Here is an 18,926-nt window from a genome sequence, read left to right as displayed (position 1 = left end):
GCCTGTTCGCGGGCACGCCCGCTCCACAGATACAGCGTAGCCTTCAGGCTTGAGCCGTACTTGTGGGAGCGGGCGTGCCCGCGAAGCAGGCGCCGCCGTTACAGCAGGTTTACTTCACTTCGACTGCCAGGCTCTGGGCAATCTTGCTCTGCCACAGGGCAGGGCCAGTGATGTGCACCGACTCACCGTTGCTGTCGACGGCGACGGTCACCGGCATGTCCTTGACCTCGAACTCGTAGATCGCTTCCATGCCCAGTTCGGCGAAGGCCAGGACCTTCGACTTGCGAATCGCCTGGGCCACCAGGTAGGCGGCGCCGCCGACGGCCATCAGGTACACGGCCTTGTTGTCCTTGATCGCTTCGATCGCGGTCGGGCCACGCTCGGACTTGCCGATCATGCCCAGCAGGCCGGTCTGCTCAAGGATCTGGCGGGTGAACTTGTCCATGCGGGTCGCGGTGGTCGGGCCGGCTGGGCCTACCACTTCGTCACCGACTGGATCGACCGGGCCGACGTAGTAGATGAAGCGGCCCTTGAGGTCTACCGGCAGTTGTTCACCGCGGTTGAGCATCTCGACCATGCGCTTGTGGGCCGCATCGCGACCGGTGAGCATCTTGCCGTTGAGCAGGATGGTCTCGCCCGGTTTCCAGCTGGCGACTTCTTCCGGGGTGATGTCGTCGAGGTTGACGCGACGGGCGCTTGGGCCGGCTTCCCAGACGATTTCCGGATAGGCGTCCAGCGACGGCGCTTCCAGCTCGGCCGGGCCGTTGCCGTCGAGCACGAAGTGGGCGTGACGGGTGGCGGCGCAGTTCGGGATCATGCACACCGGCAGCGAGGCGGCGTGAGTCGGGTAGTCCATGATCTTGACGTCGAGCACCGTGGTCAGGCCGCCCAGGCCCTGGGCGCCGATGCCCAGCTGGTTGACCTTCTCGAACAGCTCCAGGCGGATCTCTTCGAGGCGGTTTAGCGGGCCACGGGCTTTCAGTTCGTGGATGTCGATGGACTCCATCAACACTTCCTTGGCCATGACCGCAGCCTTCTCGGCGGTACCGCCGATGCCGATGCCGAGCATGCCAGGCGGGCACCAGCCAGCGCCCATGGTCGGAACGGTCTTCAGCACCCAGTCGACGATCGAGTCGGACGGGTTGAGCATGGCCATCTTCGACTTGTTCTCCGAGCCGCCGCCTTTGGCTGCAACGTCCACTTCGACCTTGTCGCCAGGGACGATGGAGTAGTGGATGACGGCCGGGGTGTTGTCCTTGGTATTCTTGCGGGCACCGGCCGGGTCGGCCAGGATCGAAGCGCGCAGGACGTTTTCAGGCAGGTTGTAGGCGCGACGCACACCTTCGTTGATCATGTCGTCGACGCTCATGGTGGCGCCGTCCCAGCGCACGTCCATGCCCACGCGGATGAACACGGTCACGATACCGGTGTCCTGGCAGATCGGGCGGTGGCCAGTGGCGCACATGCGCGAGTTGATCAGGATCTGGGCGATCGAATCGCGTGCCGCAGGCGACTCTTCACGCAGGTAGGCCTCGTGCATCGCCTGGATGAAATCGACGGGGTGGTAGTACGAAATGAATTGCAGGGCGTCGGCGACGCTCTGAATCAGGTCGTCTTGCTTGATCACGGTCATGCAGCGCGCTCCTCTTAAAGACGGGAACATTCAAAAAGACGCTCGACGGTGCCGACCAGCGTGTCGAAGCGCCTTGCAAGGCGCGCCGGCAGGCTGGCCGACGCAAAAGGGCGCGGCAGTATAGCGCGCCTCACCGCGCGAAACACCTGCGCGTGGTCTGGACCATGGTCGGCAGGCGCCAGGCATCCTTTTTGCTGCCAATGCGCGCTTGGCATACAGTGACTCGATGATCGACGGAGACAGACTTACCATGCCCGAACTTTGCGTGGGCGAGCGCCGCTGGGCGGTGCCGAACGGCAGCAACCTGCTCGATGCCCTCAACGGTGCCGGGCTGAATGTGCCCTACAGCTGCCGTGCCGGCAGTTGCCACGCCTGCCTGGTGCATTGCCTGGAAGGGCAGCCGGCGGACGCCTTGCCCGAGGCCCTGGCGCTCGACAAACATGCCCTGGGCTGGCGCCTGGCCTGCCAGTGCCAGGTGGTAGAGGACCTGCGGGTGGCCGTGTTCGACCCGCAGCAGGACGGGGTGCCGGCACAGGTGTGCGCGGTCGACTGGTCTGGCGATGTGCTGCGCGTGCGGCTGCGACCGGAGCGGGCGCTGCGTTATCAGGCGGGGCAGCATGTGGTGTTGTGGAATGGCGCTGTTGCCAGGCCTTACTCACTTGCCAGCTTGCCGGGGGAGGATGACTTCCTCGAGTTTCATATCGATTGCCAGCATCCCGGTGCCTTTTGCGACAAGGCGCGTGGGTTGCAGGTGGGCGACGAGTTGCGCCTGGGCGAGTTGCGGGGCGGGGCGCTGCATTACGACCCGGACTGGCAGGCGCGGCCGCTCTGGCTGCTGGCAGCGGGCACTGGCCTGGCGCCGTTATGGGGCATCTTGCGCGAAGCGTTGCGCCAGGGGCATCAAGCGGATATCCGGGTAATGCATGTGGCGCGGGACAACGCTGGGCACTACATGGCTGAGTCGCTGATGCAACTGCAGGGGGTGACGGTCGAGCTGGTACTGGCGGAACAGATGGAGGAGGCGCTGGCGGGGTTGCGGCCGTCATCGCGGCAGACAGTGGCGCTGGTGTGCGGGGCGCCGGGACGCGTCGAGCGGTTTGCCCGGCGGCTGTTCATTGCCGGGGTGCCGCGGGGGCAGGTGTTTGCCGATGTGTTCGTCGAGCATGCCTGAATGAGCAGGGAGGGCTTTGCCCTCCTTTCGCGACACAAGGCCGCTCCTACAGGGAAATGCAATCGCCTGTAGGAGCGGCCTTGTGTCGCGATTGGGCCGCAAAGCGGCCCCATTTGGAGCAGATCAACCGACCATCGGGTCACCGACGTGGAGGATCTTCATGCCGTTGGTGCCACCGATGGTGTGGTAGCTGTCGCCCTTGGTCAGGATTACCCAGTCACCTTGCTCCACCAGGCCGCGCTTGAGCAGCTCGTCGACGGCCGCCTGGCTGACCTTGTCGGCCGGCAGCGAAGCCGGGTCGAAGGCAATCGGGTAGACGCCGCGGAACATGTTGGCGCGGGCCTGGGTGGCGCGGTGCGGTGACAGCGCGAAGATCGGCACGTGCGAACGCAGGCGCGACATGATCAGCGGGGTGTAGCCGCTTTCGGTCAGGGCGATGATCGCCTTCACGCCCGGGAAGTGGTTGGCGGTGTAGATGGCCGCCAGAGCGATGCTTTCGTCGCAGCGCTCGAAGGTGGTGTGCAGGCGGTGGCTGGACTTCTGGCTGGTCGGGTGCTTTTCGGCACCGGAACAGATACGCGCCATGGCCTGTACGGCTTCGATCGGGTAGGCACCTGCGGCGCTTTCGGCCGACAGCATCACCGCATCGGTGTTGTCGAGTACGGCGTTGGCCACGTCGGACACTTCGGCGCGGGTCGGCATCGGGTTCTGGATCATCGACTCCATCATCTGGGTCGCGACGATCACCGCCTTGTTGTTGCGGCGGGCGTGCTGGATGATCTTCTTCTGGATGGCGATCAGCTCGGCGTCGCCGATTTCCACACCCAGGTCGCCACGGGCAACCATGACGGCGTCGGAGGCGAGGATCAGCTTGTCGAGTGTTTCATCGTCGGCAACGGCTTCGGCGCGTTCGATCTTGGCCACCAGCCAGGCGCTGCCGCCAGATTCGTCACGCAGCTTGCGGGCGTATTCCATGTCGCTGGCGTCACGCGGGAAGGAGACGGCCAGGTAGTCCAGGTCCATTTCCGCGGCGAGCTTGATGTCGGCCTTGTCTTTTTCGGTCAGGGCCGGAGCGGTCAGGCCGCCACCTTTGCGGTTGATGCCTTTGTGGTCCGACAGCGGGCCACCGATGATCACCACGCAGTGCAGGGCATCTGCGGTGGCGGTCTCGACGCGCATGACCACACGGCCGTCGTCGAGCAGCAGTTCGTCACCGACGCCGCAGTCCTTGACCAGGTCGGGATAGTCGATACCGACGATGTCCTGGTTGCCTTCGGTCAGCGGGTGGGCGGTGGAGAACGTGAACTTGTCACCGATCTTCAGTTCGATGCGCTTGTTGGCGAACTTGGCGATGCGGATCTTCGGACCCTGCAGGTCGCCCAACAGTGCGACATGGCGGCCGTTCTTGGCGGCGATGTCACGGATCAGGCGGGCGCGTGCCTTGTGCTCGTCCGGCGTGCCGTGGGAGAAGTTCAGGCGTGCCACGTCCAGGCCGGCAAGGATCAGCTGTTCGATCACTTCCGGCGAGTTGCTGGCGGGGCCAAGGGTGGCGACGATTTTGGTACGGCGGATGCTCATGCACAGACTCCTATAGTGAAGCGCAGCGAAAGGCTACTCCTCAATTACGCTGTAGTCATTGTTCCGTTGCACTACCTGCGGCCGATGCAGGGTGGCATTTGAACGGGTGGGAGTATCCTTGCAAAACGCTGTGAAGATTTGCCGGCAATGGCCGATACACTGGCATCAAAGGAGATACCCCATGCGCGCCCTGATCATCATTGCCCTGGCGGCCAGCACCGTCGGCTGCACCCGCTGGTCCATGGACCACCACCTGAACAACGCCTACCGCGCCTATGACCGGGGCGACTGTTCGAAGGTCATGCTGGAGTTGTCGCAGGTCGACCGCACCAGCCGTGCGCGGCCGTTCATCCACCCGGAAGTGTCGCTGCTGCGCGGTCAATGCCTTGAGCGTGACATGCTTTATGTGGATGCCGCGCAAACCTACGAGTACCTGATCCAGCAGTACCCGGGCAATGAATACGCCTATCGCGCCAAGGCGCGGCTGGAGACCCTGCAGAAGCTCGGTCACTACCGGGGTGGGGAGGCGGCAGTGACCAACCCGGTGACTACCCCCACTTGGCGTTAACACCAAGGTGTCTCTAATTTCACGGGATTTGCCCGGGCTGCTGCGCTAATCTGTAACTCAGTCGTTACAGCAACCGCCAGTACCTCGCATTCCTGGCACCAGGTACAGGACTGCACTCGCTATCATGTTCATCCAGCGCCATATCGAACGCCATCAGTTGCCTTGTGTGCTGACGGTCTACAACCGTTTCACCGATCAGCCGATCGGTCAGCTGGGCAATGCCTCCGAAGACGGCATCATGCTGATCAGCTCGCTACCCGTGCTGGTCGGGCCGGACTTTGAACTGCAATTGCGCCTGCCGTTGGCGGGTGGCGGGTTTCAGTTCATCAACCTGACCGCCAGCTGCCTGTGGTGCCGGGAAGACCAGACCCCGGGCCACTACGATTCTGGCTTCATGCTGTTGCAGGCGCCGCGCGAATACGACGAATTCGTCCGCTCGCTGCGCGACTATTTCAGTTTCCGCCCCGCCAACGCTTCCGCCTGAGCCTGTCTCCGCTAGAATCGGTCGACCTTGAAACAGGACGACCCCGTGACTTCCAGCATCTTCTGGCACGACTACGAAACCACAGGCATCAACCCGCGCTGCGACCGGCCGCTGCAGGTTGCAGGTGTGCGCACCGATTTCGAACTCAACGAGATCGAAGAACCGATCAACCTCTACTGCCGCCCCTCGGACGATATTCTGCCGCACCCGGCGGCCTGCCTGGTCACTGGTATCACCCCCGAGCAACTCGCCAGGCAGGGCTTGTGCGAAGCCGAGTTCATGACCCGGGTGCACGCGCAACTGGCGCGCCCCGGCACATGCAGCGCCGGCTACAACACCCTGCGTTTTGACGATGAAGTCACCCGCTACAGCCTGTACCGCAACTTCTTCGACCCTTATGCCCGCGAGTGGCAGGGCGGCAACAGCCGCTGGGACCTGATCGACGTGGTGCGCACTGCCTATGCCCTGCGCCCGGAGGGTATCGTCTGGCCACAACAGGACGGGCGCACCAGCCTGCGCCTGGAATTGCTCAGCCAGGCCAATGGCATCGACCACGGGCATGCCCATGAAGCGCTTTCCGACGTACGGGCCACCATTGCTTTGGCACGCCTGATCAGGCAGAAACAACCCAAGTTGTACGAATGGCTGTTCCAGTTGCGCAGCAAGCACAAAGTGATGGAACAGATCTGCCTGTTGCAGCCGATGGTGCATATATCCGGGCGTTTTTCTGCGGCGCGTAATTATCTGGGCGTGGTCTTGCCGTTGGCCTGGCACCCGCGTAATCGCAATGCACTGATTGTGTGCGACCTGCACCAGGAAACCCTACCGTTAATAAGGGAAAGTGCCGAGGTACTGCGCGAGCGTTTGTACACGCGGCATGAGCAATTGTCCGAGGGGCAATTACCGGTTCCGCTCAAGTTGGTGCAGATCAATCGCTGCCCCGTAGTGGCTCCGCTTTCGGTATTGCGCCCTGCCGATCAGCAGCGACTGGGCATCGATTTGCCACAGGTGCAATCACGTGCTGAACAATTGGCTAAGCAACAGGCGCTGTGGCAAGACAAGCTGGAGTTTATCTATGGCAAGGAAGATTTCACTGCGGTGGAAGACCCGGAACAGCAGTTGTATGACGGTTTCATCGGTGATCGCGACCGTCGCTTGTGCGAGCAAGTTCGTACGCTGGACCCTGCCCAGTTAGCGCATGGCCACTGGATGTTCGATGATCCGCGCCTGCCGGAGTTGCTGTTCCGGTATCGCGCCCGTAACTTCCCGCAGACCCTGAACAGCGAAGAGCGCCAACGCTGGTATGGCTTCTGCCAGCAACGCCTGAGCGACCCGCAGTGGGGCGCACCGAACACGCTGGGGGATTTCGAGCAGGCCAGGCTGAGCGCCTGGGCCAGCGCCGACGAGGCCGGACGGCGGGTGTTGGAGGCGTGGCAGGCGCATGCCCGCAACTTGGCTGAGCAGTTTGCCATCAGTGTTGAATGAACAAACAAAAACGCCGGCATCATGCCGGCGTTCTTGTTGGTATATGTAGCAGCGTTGCTGCGGACAATCAGTCCAGCAGGGTCGCCCAGCTTTCAACCACGTCGCCGCCCCATTTGGCTTTCCATTCTTTCAGGGTCTTGTGGTTGCCGCCTTTGGTTTCGATCACTTCACCGTTGTGCGGGTTCTTGTATTGCTTGACCTTGCGCGCACGCTTGGTAGCAACAGGTTTCGCTGCACCGCGTGGGCCTTTGCTCAGTTTCGACTCTGGGTCGAGCAGGGCAATGACGTCGCGCAGCGACTTGGAATATTCGCCCATCAGGTTGCGCAGTTTGCCTTCGAACTCCAGTTCTTTCTTCAGCTTGTCATCCTGCGACAGGTTGGCCAGGCGGGCCTGAAGTTCCTTGATGGCTTCTTCGGTAGCGCGGTACTCGTTGATCAGGGACATGGAGTGTTCCTTTAATGCGTGTTCAGAAATGTGTGAGGCAATAATAGACAGGCGATACTCTCAAGTAAACATATTATTCAGTACTTAACTGTTATTAGCCCTGTGACAAAATATCTCAAGATTAAGAAAATTTTACATAAGGCCCTGGACTTCGGCCTGGTTGTCATCAAGCTGTAGCCGCCGGGCTCACGGCCAGGGTGGCCGGGCATATCATTGCCGGCGGGCGCGATGATTACTGCGTTTTTCTGGTCGGGCCGCTAGAATGAGCGCCTTTGCGAAGTTCTGGAGTCTTAATTCATGCGCACCTATCGTCTGGTGATCGCCTGCCCCGACCGTGTTGGCATCGTGGCGAAAGTCAGTAATTTCCTGGCCTTGTACAATGGCTGGATCAACGAAGCCAGCCACCACTCTGATGAACAGAGCGGCTGGTTCTTCATGCGCCATGAAATCCGCGCCGAATCGCTGCCATTCGGTATCGAGGCGTTCCGTGAGGCCTTCGCGCCGATCGCCGAAGAGTTCTCCATGACCTGGCGTATTACCGACTCGGCGCAGAAGAAGCGTGTGGTCTTGATGGCCAGCCGCGAATCGCACTGCCTGGCTGACCTGCTGCACCGCTGGCACACCGATGAACTGGACTGCGAGATCCCGTGCGTGATTTCCAACCACAACGACCTGCGCAGCATGGTCGAGTGGCACGGTATTCCGTTCTTCCACGTGCCGGTCGACCCCAAGGACAAGGCCCCGGCCTTTGCCGAAGTGTCGCGCCTGGTTCAGGAGCACGCGGCTGACGTGGTGGTGCTGGCGCGTTACATGCAGATCCTGCCGCCGCAACTGTGCCAGGACTATGCCGAAAAGGTCATCAACATCCACCACAGCTTCCTGCCATCGTTCGTCGGCGCCAAGCCGTATCACCAGGCAGCCCTGCGTGGCGTGAAGCTGATCGGTGCGACCTGCCATTACGTAACCGAGGAGCTGGACGCCGGCCCGATCATCGAGCAGGACGTGGTGCGTGTGAGCCACGCCGACAGCATCGAAGACATGGTCCGCTTCGGCCGTGATGTCGAGAAGATGGTTCTGGCCCGTGGCCTGCGCTATCACCTGGAAGACCGCGTACTGGTGCATGGCAACAAGACCGTGGTATTCGACTGATAGTCAGTGGGGCTGCGCAGCAGCCCTTGTGGGAGCGGGCGTGCCCGCCAAGCAGGCGGTGCGATGGATGGCACCGGCTTCGCCGGTGTTCGCGGGCACGCCCGCTCCCACAGGGGCGTGAAGCACCCCCGTTAACGGGAGTCACTTATGGCCAAGCGTAACCAGCCCACAGCCTCATCCCCACCCACCCTCGGCGAAGGCTGCCTGGCCCGCTACGACCCCGAAGCGTTGAGCGACGACGACGGTACCGACTTCCCCGATGCCGCCCAATTGTGGCGCCAGCTCAACCCGTCTGACCCCGCCAGCGCTCCAGCAACGGACGCGCCAGCAGGCAGAAAAACACCGGCCCGCCCGCCAGCAGATAAAAGTAGTAAGTGATCGCCCGCCAGATGAAGATCGCCGCTGCGGCTGTCGAACTGCCCACCAGCGGCGTCAGCAGGCTGGCTGAAGTCAGCTCGGCGGCACCAGCGCCACCTGGCAGCAGGCTGAATTGCCCGGCGCTGAGCGACAGCATCTGCACCAGGAAGCTCGGGATCCACGACAGCTCCACCCCCAGGCCCTGCAGCACCAGGTACAGCACGCTGTAGCGCAGGCTCCAGTGCAGGCAGGTGAGGGTGAACACCAGCGCCAGGGTGCGTTTTGGCAACTGCCAGGTCTGTGCCAGCGCATCGATGAAATGCAAGACCTTGCGGGCCCAGCGGCGTTTGCGCCTGGCGGGCATGCCCAGGCGTTGCAGCAGGCGCCCGTTGAAGCGCATCACAGCCCGGCGATAACGCAGCAGTACCACGATCATGGTCAGGGCTGCACACAGCAGCAAAGCGCTGCCCAGCAACATGCTTTGCTGACTGCGCCCGAGGCTGTGGAACAGGGCATAACCGGCAATCGCCAGCATCGCGCAGAAAAAGAACAGCAGGTCGTTCAACTGATCCATGGCAAATACCGCACCACTACGGGCCGGCCCGATGCGGTCACGGGCGAGCAGGGCCATGAGGGTGATCGGGCCGCCGCTGCCGCCAGGCGTGGTACAGATGGCGAACTCGGTGGCCATCACCACGCCCAGGCTGCGCACCCGGCCCAGCTGCGCCGCCTGCTGGCCGAGCAGCAGGCGCAGGCGCATGGCATTGATCACCCAGCACAGCAGGATCATGCCGAGCAGGGCCAGCAATAACCGGGTGTCGAAGGCCGCCAGCCTGGGCAGCAGTTCGTCGCCGCCGAGCCAGGCCGGCACCAGCAAGGCGCCAGTTAGTGCCACGGCCAGCCAGCCGAAGCGGTTCATGCGCCCACCTGGCGCTCCAGCCACGCCGACTTGGTCAGTGGCTCCCGGCCTTGCTGCAGCAAGTGATCGAGGGTGCGCAGCCAGTAATTGCGCGATGAGCGGTGGCGCATGTCGACAGGATGCAAACCCAGACGCAGGGTGTCAGCGCTGCGCCAGCGCCGACACTGCCAGTCGCAGACCACCTTCGACAGCCCCCGGCGCCACGCGCTGCGTGCGCTCCATACCAGCCCCGGCGCCTCGAACGCGGTGAAGTCCGGCAAGCGGTAAAGGTGCCGGGGCGTGCTGGTGTAACGCAGGGGGAGCTGGCTCAGTGCCTGCCGGGTGCCTTGGCTCATCAGCCAGGCCGGGGCGACGAACCCGGCCACTGGCCAGCCTTGCCCGGCGAACAGCGCCAGGCCTCGTTCCAGGCGCTGCAGGGCTTGCGCCTGGTCCAGGGCATAGAATTCGCCTTCGTGGGTGTAGATGCGCCGCATGAAGTACTCGCCGAGGCTGCGCGGGGTGGGCCCATCGTCGGCGTGGTAAAAGCCGTGCAGGGCCAGCTCGTCACCCTGCGCCAGGCGCCGTTCGAGCAGGCGGCAGAAGGTTGGTGAGCGGGTCAGCGGGTTGCGGTGATGAAAGTCCGGCACCACCAGCCAAGTCATTGGCACGTCACCCATCTCGTCCACGGCCTGCACGAACGGCTGGTAGTCCGGCCAAGTCTCGGGCGCCACATCGTGCAGCACCAGCATCAGGCTGCCCGAGGCGGTAGCGGCCTCAGCCATGGGCGCGGACCTGAGGTTGGTGACCGAGCACTGCCTGGTAGTGTTGCAGCAGGCCGCAGACCACGTTGTCCCATGAATAATGTTGCTCCACATGGCGGCGAGCCTGGGCACCCAGCTTGCGCACGCCGGCTTCGAACGCTTCGCGCACCGCCAAGGCCATCGCCCGGCCATCATTGGCCGGGCACAGGCGGCCACACTGATCGTTGACGATTTCGCCGAACGCCCCGGCGCGAACCGCGACCACCGGCGTGGCACTGGCCATGGCTTCGAGGATGACCAGGCCGAAGGTTTCCTGGTCGCCAGCATGCACCAGCAGGTCGGCGCTGGCCATCAGCCGGGCGACTTCTTGCGGCGGGCGGAAATGGTCGATGACGGTGACGTTCCCGGGCACGTTGGCCGGCATGTTCGAGCCGACCAGCAACAGGTGGTAGGGCTGCCCAAGGTGTTGCATGCATTCGAGCAGCACGGGCAGGTTCTTCTCCCGTGAGCCACGCCCGGCATAGATGAGCAGGCGGCTGGTATCGGCGATGCCCAGCTGGGCCCGCAGTTGCGGGTCGCGCCGGTCAGGGTGGAAGGTCTGCAGGTCGACACCCAGCCGCTGCACGTGCACGTCGCGCACGCCGAGGCGGCGCAGTTTGTCGGCCATCACCAGGCTCGGCGCCAGCACCCGGTCGAAATTGCCATAGAGTTTGCTCACATAGGCTTCGACATTCGGTGTGAACCAGTTACCCATGCGGTTGCTCACCAGCAGTGGCAGGTCGGAGTGGTAGAAGCCGATCACTGGCACGTCGAGCTTGCGCCGGGCTTCCAGCGCCGCCCAGGCAGTCAGGTAAGGGTCGCCGACTTCGATCAGGTCGGGCTTGAGGTGGCGCAGCACGTTGCACCAGGGCGCCAGGCGCACCGGGAAGCGGTAGCCGTTGCCGAAAGGCAGGGGCGGTGCAGGGACCTGGTAGATGCCATCGGCATGGCTGGCGCTGGGGCCGGGGATCAGAAGGCTGTGGCGTACGCCCGCAAGCGCGTCGAGGCGATGGTGTTTGGCGTCGAGGTAAGTCCGCACGCCGCCGCTGGCCGGGGCGTAGAACATGGTGATGTCGGCGATGTGCACGATCAGCATCCCTCCGGGATCGTCTTCGGGTTTGTCATCTGGCGATGACGCGCCTAAAGGTTGACCTACCAGAAGGATAGTTTGTTCGATCGGGTTGGGCGGCAGGGCAGGGGTGGATTCTTCGCGGCTTAAGCCGCGCTCCTGCAGGGAATTGCGCAATCCTGTAGGAGCGGATTTAGCCGCGAAGCAGGCGACGCGGTCTGGCGGTCAGATCCGGAAACTGCCGACCAGATGCTTCAGGCGGGTGGCCTGCTGCTCCAGGTCCGAGCAGGCGCGCAGGGTGGCCTGGAGGTTCTCGACACCTTCCTGGTTGAGCATGTTGATTTCGTTGATGTCCATGTTGATCGAGTCGACCACTGCGGTCTGCTCTTCCGTGGCAGTGGCCACCGACTGGTTCATGCCGTCGATTTCGCCAATGCGCACGGTCACGCTGTCCAGGCGCTCGCCGGCCTGGTTGGCGATCTGCATGCTGTCCTGGCTGTGGCGCTGGCTCTGGCTCATGGTATCGACCGACTCGCGGGCGCCGACCTGCAACTCTTCGATCATGGTCTGCACCTGCTGTGCCGACTCCTGGGTGCGGTGCGCCAGGTTGCGTACCTCGTCGGCAACCACGGCGAAACCACGCCCGGCCTCACCGGCGCGGGCCGCTTCGATCGCAGCATTGAGCGCCAGCAGGTTGGTTTGCTGGGAAATACTGGTGATCACTTCGAGGATCTGGCCGATGTTCACGGTCTTGCTGTTGAGCGTCTCGATGTGCGCGCTCGAGGTGACGATCAGGTCGGACAGGCGGTTCATCGCGGCGATGTTGCGCTCCACCACCTGCTGGCCTTCCTCGGCCAGCAGGCGCGCGGAGCTGGCGTGCTGCGAGGCTTGAGCGGCATTGCCAGCGATTTCCTGGGCAGCGGCGCCAAGTTCGTTGATGGCTGCGGCGACGCTGTTGGTGCGGTTGGACTGCTCGTCGGAGTTGGCCATCGATGAATTCGAGGCGCTGATCACGCGCAGGGCCACTTCATTGACCTGCTCGGTCGCCGACGACACTTCGCGGATCGAGCCGTGGATGCGTTCGACGAAGCGGTTGAAGGCTTTGCCGAGGATGCCGAACTCGTCGTCGCTGTGGATGCTCAGGCGCTTGGTCAGGTCGCCTTCACCTTCGGCGATGTCTTCCATGGCCCGGGTCATGGTGAGCAGCGGCTGCATCAGCACGCGGATCAGCAGGCCGAGCAGGCCGATGATGATCACCACCGCCACCAGCGTGGCGATCACCGCCGAGGTGCGGAAGGTGCTGAGCATGGCAAAGGCCTTGTCCCTGTCCACCGAAAGGCCGATGTACCAGTTGGCCGAAGGCAGGCCCTTGATCGGGGTGAAGGTCAGCAGGCGGGCTTGGCCGTCGGAGCTGACTTCGGTCAGCGCGCCGGACAGTTTCGGCGTGTCCTGTGGGAACAGGTCCGACAGCGACTTCATCACCAGATCCTTGTCCGGGTGGACCAGGATCTTGCCTTGGTCGTTGACCAGGAAGGCATAACCCATGCCGCCAAAGTTCAGCGAGTTGATGATTTGTACCAGGCCATCGAGGGCAAGGTCGCCACCGACCACGCCGACGTTGGCGGAAACCTTGCTGATGATGCCGATGACCATCTTGTTGGTGGCCATGTCGATGTAAGGCTCGGTGAGAATGGTGCCCTGCGCGTTCATGCCGTCCTTGTACCAGGGGCGGGTGCGCGGGTCGTAGCCATCGGGCATCTTGGAATCAGGGCGCACGCTGAAGCCACCATCGACCTTGCCCAGGTAGACCGTGAGGAAGCTCGAGATCAGGGCATTCTGGCCCATCAGTGTTTCAGCGTTGGCCGGTTGCTGGGCAATGTTCTGCGCTAGGTTTTCGACCAGTTTGATACGGCCATCGAACAGGTTGCGGATGTTGGTCGAAGTGGACTCGCCCATTTCAGCCAGATAATTCTCCAGATCCTGGCGGATCGCATTACGCTGAAGGTAATCGTTGTAAAAGGTGAACAGGCTGAAGGCGAGTATCACGATCAATGACGCAGCCAGAAGGATCTTGTGGCTGAAACGCAGGTTTTTGTTCATGGCGTAATCGATTCCGCTAAGGTTTTATCGGGCGTTCGCACGGTATCGCTGCAAAAAGTGCAACATCCCGAAAAGTCCTTTTCGGTTGCTCCTGTCTATTAAGGCGAATATCACCCAATGGTATCGGCCGAATTAAGCCAAAGCTTGAGCGGGGGATGAGAGAGATGTCGGATACTTCGACCATAGTTATAGGTGCTGACCCAGGCGGTCAGCCAGTCCAGCAAGCCATGCGCCTGGCCAATCGCCATGGCCTGGTCGCCGGTGCTACGGGTACTGGCAAGACCGTGACCCTTCAGCACCTGGCGGAGGTGTTCAGCGATGCCGGGGTGGCGGTGTTCGCGGCAGACGTCAAAGGCGACCTGTGCGGCCTGGGTGCTGCAGGCACGCCACAAGGCAAAGTGGCCGAGCGAATCGCTGGCATGCCTTGGCTTGGGCATACCCCCCAAGCCTATCCGTTAACGCTCTGGGATGTGGCGGGGCAGTCGGGCCACCCGTTGCGGACCACGCTCAGCGAAATGGGCCCGCTGCTGCTTGGCAACCTGCTGGAGTTGACCGACAGCCAGCAGGCCGCCCTGTATGCGGCATTCAAGGTGGCAGATCGCGAAGGCTTGCTGCTGCTCGACCTGAAAGATCTCAAGGCCCTGTTGGCGCACCTGAAGGACAACCCGCAACTGCTCGGCGAAGACAGTGCGTTGATGACCACTGGCTCGACTCAGGCCTTGCTGCGCCGGCTGGCGACGCTGGAGCAGCAAGGGGCCGAGGCGCTGTTTGGCGAACCGGCGCTGCAACTGGAGGACCTGTTGCGGCCGGATGCCGATGGCCGCGGGCGTATCCACCTGCTCGACGCCAGCCGGCTGGTGCATGAGGCGCCGAAGGTGTACGCGACATTCCTGCTGTGGTTGCTGGCTGAGCTGTTCGAGCAACTGCCGGAGCGCGGTGATGCTGACAAACCGGTACTGGCGCTGTTCTTCGATGAGGCGCATCTGTTGTTCAACGGCACGCCGAAAGCACTGCAGGACCGCCTGGAACAGGTGGTACGGCTGATCCGTTCCAAGGGGGTTGGCGTGTATTTCGTCACCCAGTCGCCGGGCGATCTGCCCGATAGCGTATTGGCCCAATTGGGCTTGCGTATCCAGCATGGCCTGCGCGCCTTTACCGCCAAAGAGCAAAAATCGCTCAGGGCCGTGGCGGATGGCTTCCGCCCGAACCCGGCGTTTGACAGCCTGGCGGTGCTGACCGAACTAGGGATTGGCGAGGCGTTAGTCGGCACCCTGGAAGACAAGGGCACGCCGGCGATGGTCCAGCGGGTGCTGATCGCGCCACCGCAATCGCGGATCGGGCCGCTGAGTGCGGCCGAGCGCAGCGCGTTGATTGCGGCTTCGCCTTTGCTGGGGCGGTATGACAAGGCGATCGACCGGGAGTCGGCGTATGAGATGCTGACCCAGCGCAAAGGTGAGCCGGTCGAGCCGGCGCCAGTGCCGAAAGCGGATGAAGAGAGTTTCGCCGACAAGGCAGGGGATTTTTTGCAGAGTGCGGCGGGGCAGGCGATCAAGTCGGCGGTGCGCCAGGCGGCCAATCAGTTCGGGCGGCAATTGGTGCGGGGGTTGATGGGGTCATTGCTGGGTGGCAAGAAGAAGTGAAGGCAGCGCGGCCTTTGTGGGAGCGGCCTTGTGTCGCGAAAGGGCCGCCCAGCGGCCCCAGCAATCTGTGCTTTTGCATAGATCCTGGGGCCGCTTCGCAGCCCTTTCGCGACACAAGGCCGCTCCCACAGGGCGCCTTTTCAGTGCAGCGGGATCGCTCAGGCCAGTGCCTTGGACGCCAGCCAGAACAGGCCGGCCGCCAGGCCCATCGAGGCCGGCAGGGTCAGTACCCAGGCCAGCAGGATGGTCTTCACGGTGCCGCCTTGCAGGCCGCTCTTGTTGGCGACCATGGTGCCGGCAACGCCGGACGACAGCACGTGGGTGGTCGACACCGGCAGGGCGAACACGTTGGCCATGCCAATGGCGCAGGCTGCGGTGATCTGCGCAGACATGCCCTGGGCATAGGTCATGCCCTGCTTGCCGATCTTTTCGCCGACGGTCAGTACCACACGCTTCCAGCCGACCATGGTGCCCAGGCCCAGGGCCAGGGCAACGGCCACGATCACCCAGAACGGGGCGTATTCGGTCGTGGCGGTCAGGTCCTTGCGCAGCTTCTCGAGGTCGGCCTTTTCACGGGCCTCCAGGCCAGGCAGCTTGCCTACTTTCTTCGCAGTGTCGTCCAGGCACAGCAAATAGCGGCGCACTTCAACACGCTTCTCGGCATCCAGCGCATGGTAGTCGGTCACGCCTTGCAGCGACGCCTGCAAGGCGGCAATGGTCGGTTCGGTCTGTTGCGGGTTGCAGCTGAACTGCTCCGGCAAGTCGGTCGACTTGGCCTTGCCCAGTGCCAGGAACTCGCCGAGGGTGGCGGCGTTGCGCTGGTAGAACTGGCTCATATGCAAGGTGGCGTCGCGGGTGCGCTCGATCTGGTAGGTGGTGCTGTTCAGGTCGAGGACGAACTTGGCCGGAACGATGCCAATCAGCACCAGCATGATCAGGCCGATGCCTTTCTGGCCATCGTTGGAGCCGTGCACGAAGCTCACGCCCATGGCCGAAATCACCAGGACCAGGCGGTTCCAGAACGGTGGGTGCTTCTTGTCGTCGAGCTTGCGGCGCTGTTCAGGCGTCTTGTGCATCTTCGACAGCGGGCGCCACCATTTCAGGCCGATGAGCACCAGGGCTGCGACAGCGAAGCCGGCGATCGGCGAGACCACCAGCGACATGGCGATGTCGATCGCCTTCTGCCAGTTGACGCCATCGCCCAGCGGGATGTCGTTGATCAGTGCATTGGCCAGGCCCACCCCGAGGATCGAGCCGATCAGGGTGTGCGAGCTGGATGCGGGGATGCCGAAGTACCAGGTTCCGAGATTCCAGGTGATGGCGGCGGCCAGCAACGAGAAGACCATGGCCAGGCCATGCCCGGTATTCACATTGATCAGCAGCTCGACCGGGAGCAGGTGCACGATGGCGTAGGCCACCCCGACACCACCGAGCAGAACGCCGAGGAAGTTGAACACCCCGGAGAAGAACACGGCCAGGTGTGGTGGCATGGCTTTGGTATAGATGACGGTGGCTACCGCGTTAGCGGTGTCATGAAAGCCATTGATGAACTCGAATGCGAGCACGAAGGTCAGGGCGAGCAGCAGGCTCACCAATACCCAGGCATCCAGTCCGCTGAATAAATCGATCATGAAGGTTGTCTGGCGGTCATAGGGGGGCGGGATTATGCCAGAAAACCTTGGCAATCGATGCACCCACTGCTGACCGATGGCAGCGTTGTGAGTGCGCTCTCAGCCTGGCTGGCGGCGAGATCTGGCGGAATAAGTTCCGCAAAAAAACGAGAAAAAAGCAAAAAAAACGGCAAATATCCGGGAAAATCCAAGAGCGATCAGGCTTCAAACGGTTGTATGAAATTTGTGTGATTCCATTTCATCCTCGGCTTTTCAGTAAAGATAAGCCGCGTCGAGGGCGCTGCGCCCGCGACGTGATGGCCGTGCAGCGAGCAGATCAGGGTTGCTCGCTGCGCAGTTCCTTTTCCATTTTTTCCAGTTCCTGGCTGAACGCCTGGTCCTGGACAGTGGCACGTTTGCGCCACGGCTTGCGTTCCGGTTCCGGTTGCGCGGCATAGGTGGTGACTTCACCACCGTAAACTTCCTTGTAACGTTCTGCCTGGCGCTCGAGTTCTGCGCGCAGTTCATCTTTCGTCACAGTAATACCTGAATGAGTAGTCGTGGGTTGGTGTTGTGCACAGGACAAATTGTCCATACATGCGACGTGCTGTGGGCGAACGAAACCTGGCCAGTGTTGCATGGCAGCGTGTCGATCCGGGCCAGCGGAATCGATTATAGCAATCAGTAAATCGTCAAACAGGGGGTGTTTATGTAATGGCGTGCAAAGTTTCAATAACCTTGGCGGTTCGTACAAACTTTGAGCAAACAGTACCTGCTGCAGTTCACTGTCTTTTAACCAAAGCAGAAATAAAACGGCCCCGCACGAGGCGAGGCCGTTGCCTTGGGACTTCTACGGTGGGTACCTGACCAGTCTCTCCAAAGAAGCCACATGTGGCAGGAGAAAGGTATAAGTAAATTTGTCGGCGGTCAATTGCGATTATCGGCCGTTCGTTCGATAATCGCACGAGCCAGCGATTTATTTGAGGTGAGCGATGAACGACGAAACCACGGCCAACGAAACTGCCAACCCAGAAGCGCCCCGCCCAAGCGCACCTGCGCTGGCACCGCCGATCGTGGCTTCGCCGGCCAAGCGTATCCAGGCGTTTACGGGTGACCCTGATTTCATGACCTCCCTGGCGCGTGGCCTGGCGGTGATCCAGGCCTTCCAGGAGCGCAAGCGCCACCTGACCATCGCCCAGATCAGCCATCGCACGGAAATCCCCAGGGCTGCCGTGCGCCGCTGCCTGCACACCTTGATCAAGCTGGGTTACGCCACTACCGATGGGCGTACCTATTCGCTGTTGCCGAAAGTGTTGACCCTGGGCCATGCCTACTTGTCGTCAACACCGCTGGCGGTGTCGGCCCAGCCCTATCTGGACCGCATCAGCGACCAGTTGCACGAGGCTGCCAACATGGCAACCCTCGAAGGCGACGACATCCTGTATATAGCCCGCTCGGCTACGGTGGAGCGGCTGATTTCGGTCGACCTGTCGGTCGGCGGGCGGTTGCCGGCCTATTGCACGTCCATGGGCCGTATCCTGCTGGCGGCGATGGACGACACCAGCCTGCGCGAATACCTCGACCGCGCCGACCTCAAGGCGCGCACCAGTCGTACCCTGAATGACCCAGAGTCATTGTTCGCCTGCATTCAGCAAGTGCGGGAACAGGGTTGGTGCGTGGTCGACCAGGAACTGGAACAAGGGCTGCGCTCGATCGCCGTGCCTATCTATGATGCGTCCGGGCAGGTGCTGGCGGCGCTGAACGTGAGCACTCACGTCGGGCGGGTGACGCGCAGTGAACTGGAGCAACGCTTCCTGCCGATCCTGCTGGCGGCCAGCCGCGATCTTTGTCACCAGTTGTTCGGCTGACAGCATTGGCGAGACTGTTTCCTGTTCGATAAACGCACAGTGTCGCTCCGGGTCAATTGCGCCTCCTCCAA

The 18,926-nt window shown here is 62.5% G+C and carries 16 protein-coding genes and 2 pseudogenes; 8 read left to right on the top strand and 10 right to left on the bottom strand.

The window, feature by feature from the left end:
• Positions 1–109: 109 nt before the first annotated feature.
• Positions 110–1,633, bottom strand: coding sequence for a fumarate hydratase (locus CQW31_RS26130; RefSeq protein WP_099815762.1), 1,524 nt, complete (start codon positions 1,631–1,633; stop codon positions 110–112).
• A gap of 250 nt (positions 1,634–1,883) precedes the next feature.
• Here CQW31_RS26130 and CQW31_RS26125 point away from each other — a divergent pair, with 250 nt between their 5' ends.
• Positions 1,884–2,804, top strand: a complete 921-nt coding sequence (locus CQW31_RS26125) for an iron-sulfur-binding ferredoxin reductase (RefSeq protein ID WP_099815761.1) — start codon at positions 1,884–1,886, stop codon at positions 2,802–2,804.
• A 123-nt stretch (positions 2,805–2,927) separates the two neighbouring features.
• On the opposite strand, the gene pyk is transcribed toward CQW31_RS26125, so the two are convergent.
• Positions 2,928–4,382: a pyruvate kinase gene (pyk, locus tag CQW31_RS26120; protein ID WP_054885067.1), complete on the bottom strand. Its 1,455-nt coding sequence runs from the start codon at positions 4,380–4,382 to the stop codon at positions 2,928–2,930.
• A gap of 181 nt (positions 4,383–4,563) precedes the next feature.
• Between pyk and CQW31_RS26115 the strand changes: the two genes are divergently transcribed.
• The 3 genes from CQW31_RS26115 (at position 4,564) to sbcB (ending at position 6,919) form a co-directional block, all read left to right on the top strand.
• On the top strand, positions 4,564–4,950 hold the full coding sequence (locus CQW31_RS26115) for a hypothetical protein (protein WP_099815760.1): 387 nt from the start codon (positions 4,564–4,566) through the stop codon (positions 4,948–4,950).
• 124 nt (positions 4,951–5,074) lie between these two features.
• Positions 5,075–5,434, top strand: a complete 360-nt coding sequence (locus tag CQW31_RS26110) for a PilZ domain-containing protein (RefSeq protein WP_054885065.1) — start codon at positions 5,075–5,077, stop codon at positions 5,432–5,434.
• 45 nt (positions 5,435–5,479) lie between these two features.
• Entirely contained in the window at positions 5,480–6,919 is a 1,440-nt protein-coding gene (sbcB, locus tag CQW31_RS26105; protein WP_099815759.1) for an exodeoxyribonuclease I, read from the top strand.
• Positions 6,920–6,986: 67 nt separating this feature from the next.
• Here the strand turns inward: sbcB and mvaT are convergent, their stop codons facing one another.
• Entirely contained in the window at positions 6,987–7,364 is a 378-nt protein-coding gene (gene mvaT / locus CQW31_RS26100) for a histone-like nucleoid-structuring protein MvaT (RefSeq protein WP_099815758.1), read from the bottom strand.
• 297 nt (positions 7,365–7,661) lie between these two features.
• Here mvaT and purU point away from each other — a divergent pair, with 297 nt between their 5' ends.
• Together purU and CQW31_RS32270 are read left to right on the top strand one after the other, a co-directional pair.
• Positions 7,662–8,513 (top strand): formyltetrahydrofolate deformylase, encoded by an 852-nt coding sequence (purU, locus tag CQW31_RS26095; RefSeq protein WP_023378897.1) that lies wholly within the window; start codon positions 7,662–7,664, stop codon positions 8,511–8,513.
• Positions 8,514–8,660: 147 nt separating this feature from the next.
• Complete coding sequence (locus CQW31_RS32270; RefSeq protein ID WP_099815757.1) at positions 8,661–8,891, top strand: hypothetical protein; 231 nt, start codon at positions 8,661–8,663, stop codon at positions 8,889–8,891.
• Here the strand turns inward: CQW31_RS32270 and CQW31_RS26085 are convergent.
• The 5 genes and pseudogenes from CQW31_RS26085 to CQW31_RS32260 form a co-directional block, all read right to left on the bottom strand.
• A complete protein-coding gene (locus tag CQW31_RS26085; protein WP_099815756.1) occupies positions 8,797–9,789 on the bottom strand; it encodes a lysylphosphatidylglycerol synthase transmembrane domain-containing protein in 993 nt (330 codons plus the stop codon). The two genes, CQW31_RS32270 and CQW31_RS26085, sit on opposite strands and share 95 nt — an antisense overlap.
• The gene (locus CQW31_RS26080) at positions 9,786–10,550 is read right to left on the bottom strand and encodes a DUF2334 domain-containing protein (protein ID WP_099815755.1); all 765 of its coding nucleotides are present in this window, start codon (positions 10,548–10,550) and stop codon (positions 9,786–9,788) included. The genes CQW31_RS26085 and CQW31_RS26080 overlap by 4 nt, the downstream gene beginning before the upstream one ends.
• Complete coding sequence (locus CQW31_RS26075; RefSeq protein WP_099815754.1) at positions 10,543–11,664, bottom strand: glycosyltransferase family 1 protein; 1,122 nt, start codon at positions 11,662–11,664, stop codon at positions 10,543–10,545. Before CQW31_RS26075 ends, CQW31_RS26080 begins: the two co-directional genes overlap by 8 nt.
• 198 nt (positions 11,665–11,862) lie before the next feature.
• Positions 11,863–12,459, bottom strand: a pseudogene (locus CQW31_RS32265) (methyl-accepting chemotaxis protein); the annotation flags it as partial.
• Between the two features lie 261 nt (positions 12,460–12,720).
• A pseudogene (locus tag CQW31_RS32260) lies at positions 12,721–13,737 on the bottom strand (cache domain-containing protein); the annotation flags it as partial.
• A gap of 164 nt (positions 13,738–13,901) precedes the next feature.
• Between CQW31_RS32260 and CQW31_RS26065 the strand changes: the two are divergent.
• Entirely contained in the window at positions 13,902–15,377 is a 1,476-nt protein-coding gene (locus CQW31_RS26065) for a helicase HerA-like domain-containing protein (protein ID WP_099815752.1), read from the top strand.
• Between the two features lie 158 nt (positions 15,378–15,535).
• On the opposite strand, the gene CQW31_RS26060 is transcribed toward CQW31_RS26065, so the two are convergent.
• Together CQW31_RS26060 and CQW31_RS26055 are read right to left on the bottom strand one after the other, a co-directional pair.
• Positions 15,536–17,008 (bottom strand): inorganic phosphate transporter, encoded by a 1,473-nt coding sequence (locus CQW31_RS26060; RefSeq protein WP_099815751.1) that lies wholly within the window; start codon positions 17,006–17,008, stop codon positions 15,536–15,538.
• Positions 17,009–17,324: 316 nt separating this feature from the next.
• Complete coding sequence (locus CQW31_RS26055; RefSeq protein WP_027917930.1) at positions 17,325–17,525, bottom strand: hypothetical protein; 201 nt, start codon at positions 17,523–17,525, stop codon at positions 17,325–17,327.
• Between the two features lie 454 nt (positions 17,526–17,979).
• Between CQW31_RS26055 and pcaR the strand changes: the two genes are divergently transcribed.
• On the top strand, positions 17,980–18,855 hold the full coding sequence (gene pcaR / locus CQW31_RS26045; protein WP_054885056.1) for a pca regulon transcriptional regulator PcaR: 876 nt from the start codon (positions 17,980–17,982) through the stop codon (positions 18,853–18,855).
• The last annotated feature ends 71 nt before the right edge of the window (positions 18,856–18,926 follow it).

It is taken from the genome of Pseudomonas sp. 382, assembly GCF_002759075.1.
GTDB classification, from domain to species: Bacteria; Pseudomonadota; Gammaproteobacteria; order Pseudomonadales; family Pseudomonadaceae; genus Aquipseudomonas; species Aquipseudomonas vlassakiae.
This window is presented reverse-complemented; position numbering and strand designations above follow the sequence as displayed.

Excerpts from the sequence above, each read along its gene's own strand:
- CQW31_RS26130 (WP_099815762.1), bottom strand. The coding sequence starts at position 1,633 with ATGACCGTGATCAAGCAAGACGACCTGATTCAGAGCGTCGCCGACGCC.
- CQW31_RS26125 (WP_099815761.1), top strand. The coding sequence starts at position 1,884 with ATGCCCGAACTTTGCGTGGGCGAGCGCCGCTGGGCGGTGCCGAACGGC.
- pyk (WP_054885067.1), bottom strand. The coding sequence starts at position 4,382 with ATGAGCATCCGCCGTACCAAAATCGTCGCCACCCTTGGCCCCGCCAGC.
- CQW31_RS26115 (WP_099815760.1), top strand. The coding sequence starts at position 4,564 with ATGCGCGCCCTGATCATCATTGCCCTGGCGGCCAGCACCGTCGGCTGC.
- CQW31_RS26110 (WP_054885065.1), top strand. The coding sequence starts at position 5,075 with ATGTTCATCCAGCGCCATATCGAACGCCATCAGTTGCCTTGTGTGCTG.
- mvaT (WP_099815758.1), bottom strand. The coding sequence starts at position 7,364 with ATGTCCCTGATCAACGAGTACCGCGCTACCGAAGAAGCCATCAAGGAA.
- purU (WP_023378897.1), top strand. The coding sequence starts at position 7,662 with ATGCGCACCTATCGTCTGGTGATCGCCTGCCCCGACCGTGTTGGCATC.
- CQW31_RS32270 (WP_099815757.1), top strand. The coding sequence starts at position 8,661 with ATGGCCAAGCGTAACCAGCCCACAGCCTCATCCCCACCCACCCTCGGC.
- CQW31_RS26085 (WP_099815756.1), bottom strand. The coding sequence starts at position 9,789 with ATGAACCGCTTCGGCTGGCTGGCCGTGGCACTAACTGGCGCCTTGCTG.
- CQW31_RS26080 (WP_099815755.1), bottom strand. The coding sequence starts at position 10,550 with ATGGCTGAGGCCGCTACCGCCTCGGGCAGCCTGATGCTGGTGCTGCAC.
- CQW31_RS26075 (WP_099815754.1), bottom strand. The coding sequence starts at position 11,664 with ATGCTGATCGTGCACATCGCCGACATCACCATGTTCTACGCCCCGGCC.
- CQW31_RS26065 (WP_099815752.1), top strand. The coding sequence starts at position 13,902 with ATGTCGGATACTTCGACCATAGTTATAGGTGCTGACCCAGGCGGTCAG.
- CQW31_RS26060 (WP_099815751.1), bottom strand. The coding sequence starts at position 17,008 with ATGATCGATTTATTCAGCGGACTGGATGCCTGGGTATTGGTGAGCCTG.
- pcaR (WP_054885056.1), top strand. The coding sequence starts at position 17,980 with ATGAACGACGAAACCACGGCCAACGAAACTGCCAACCCAGAAGCGCCC.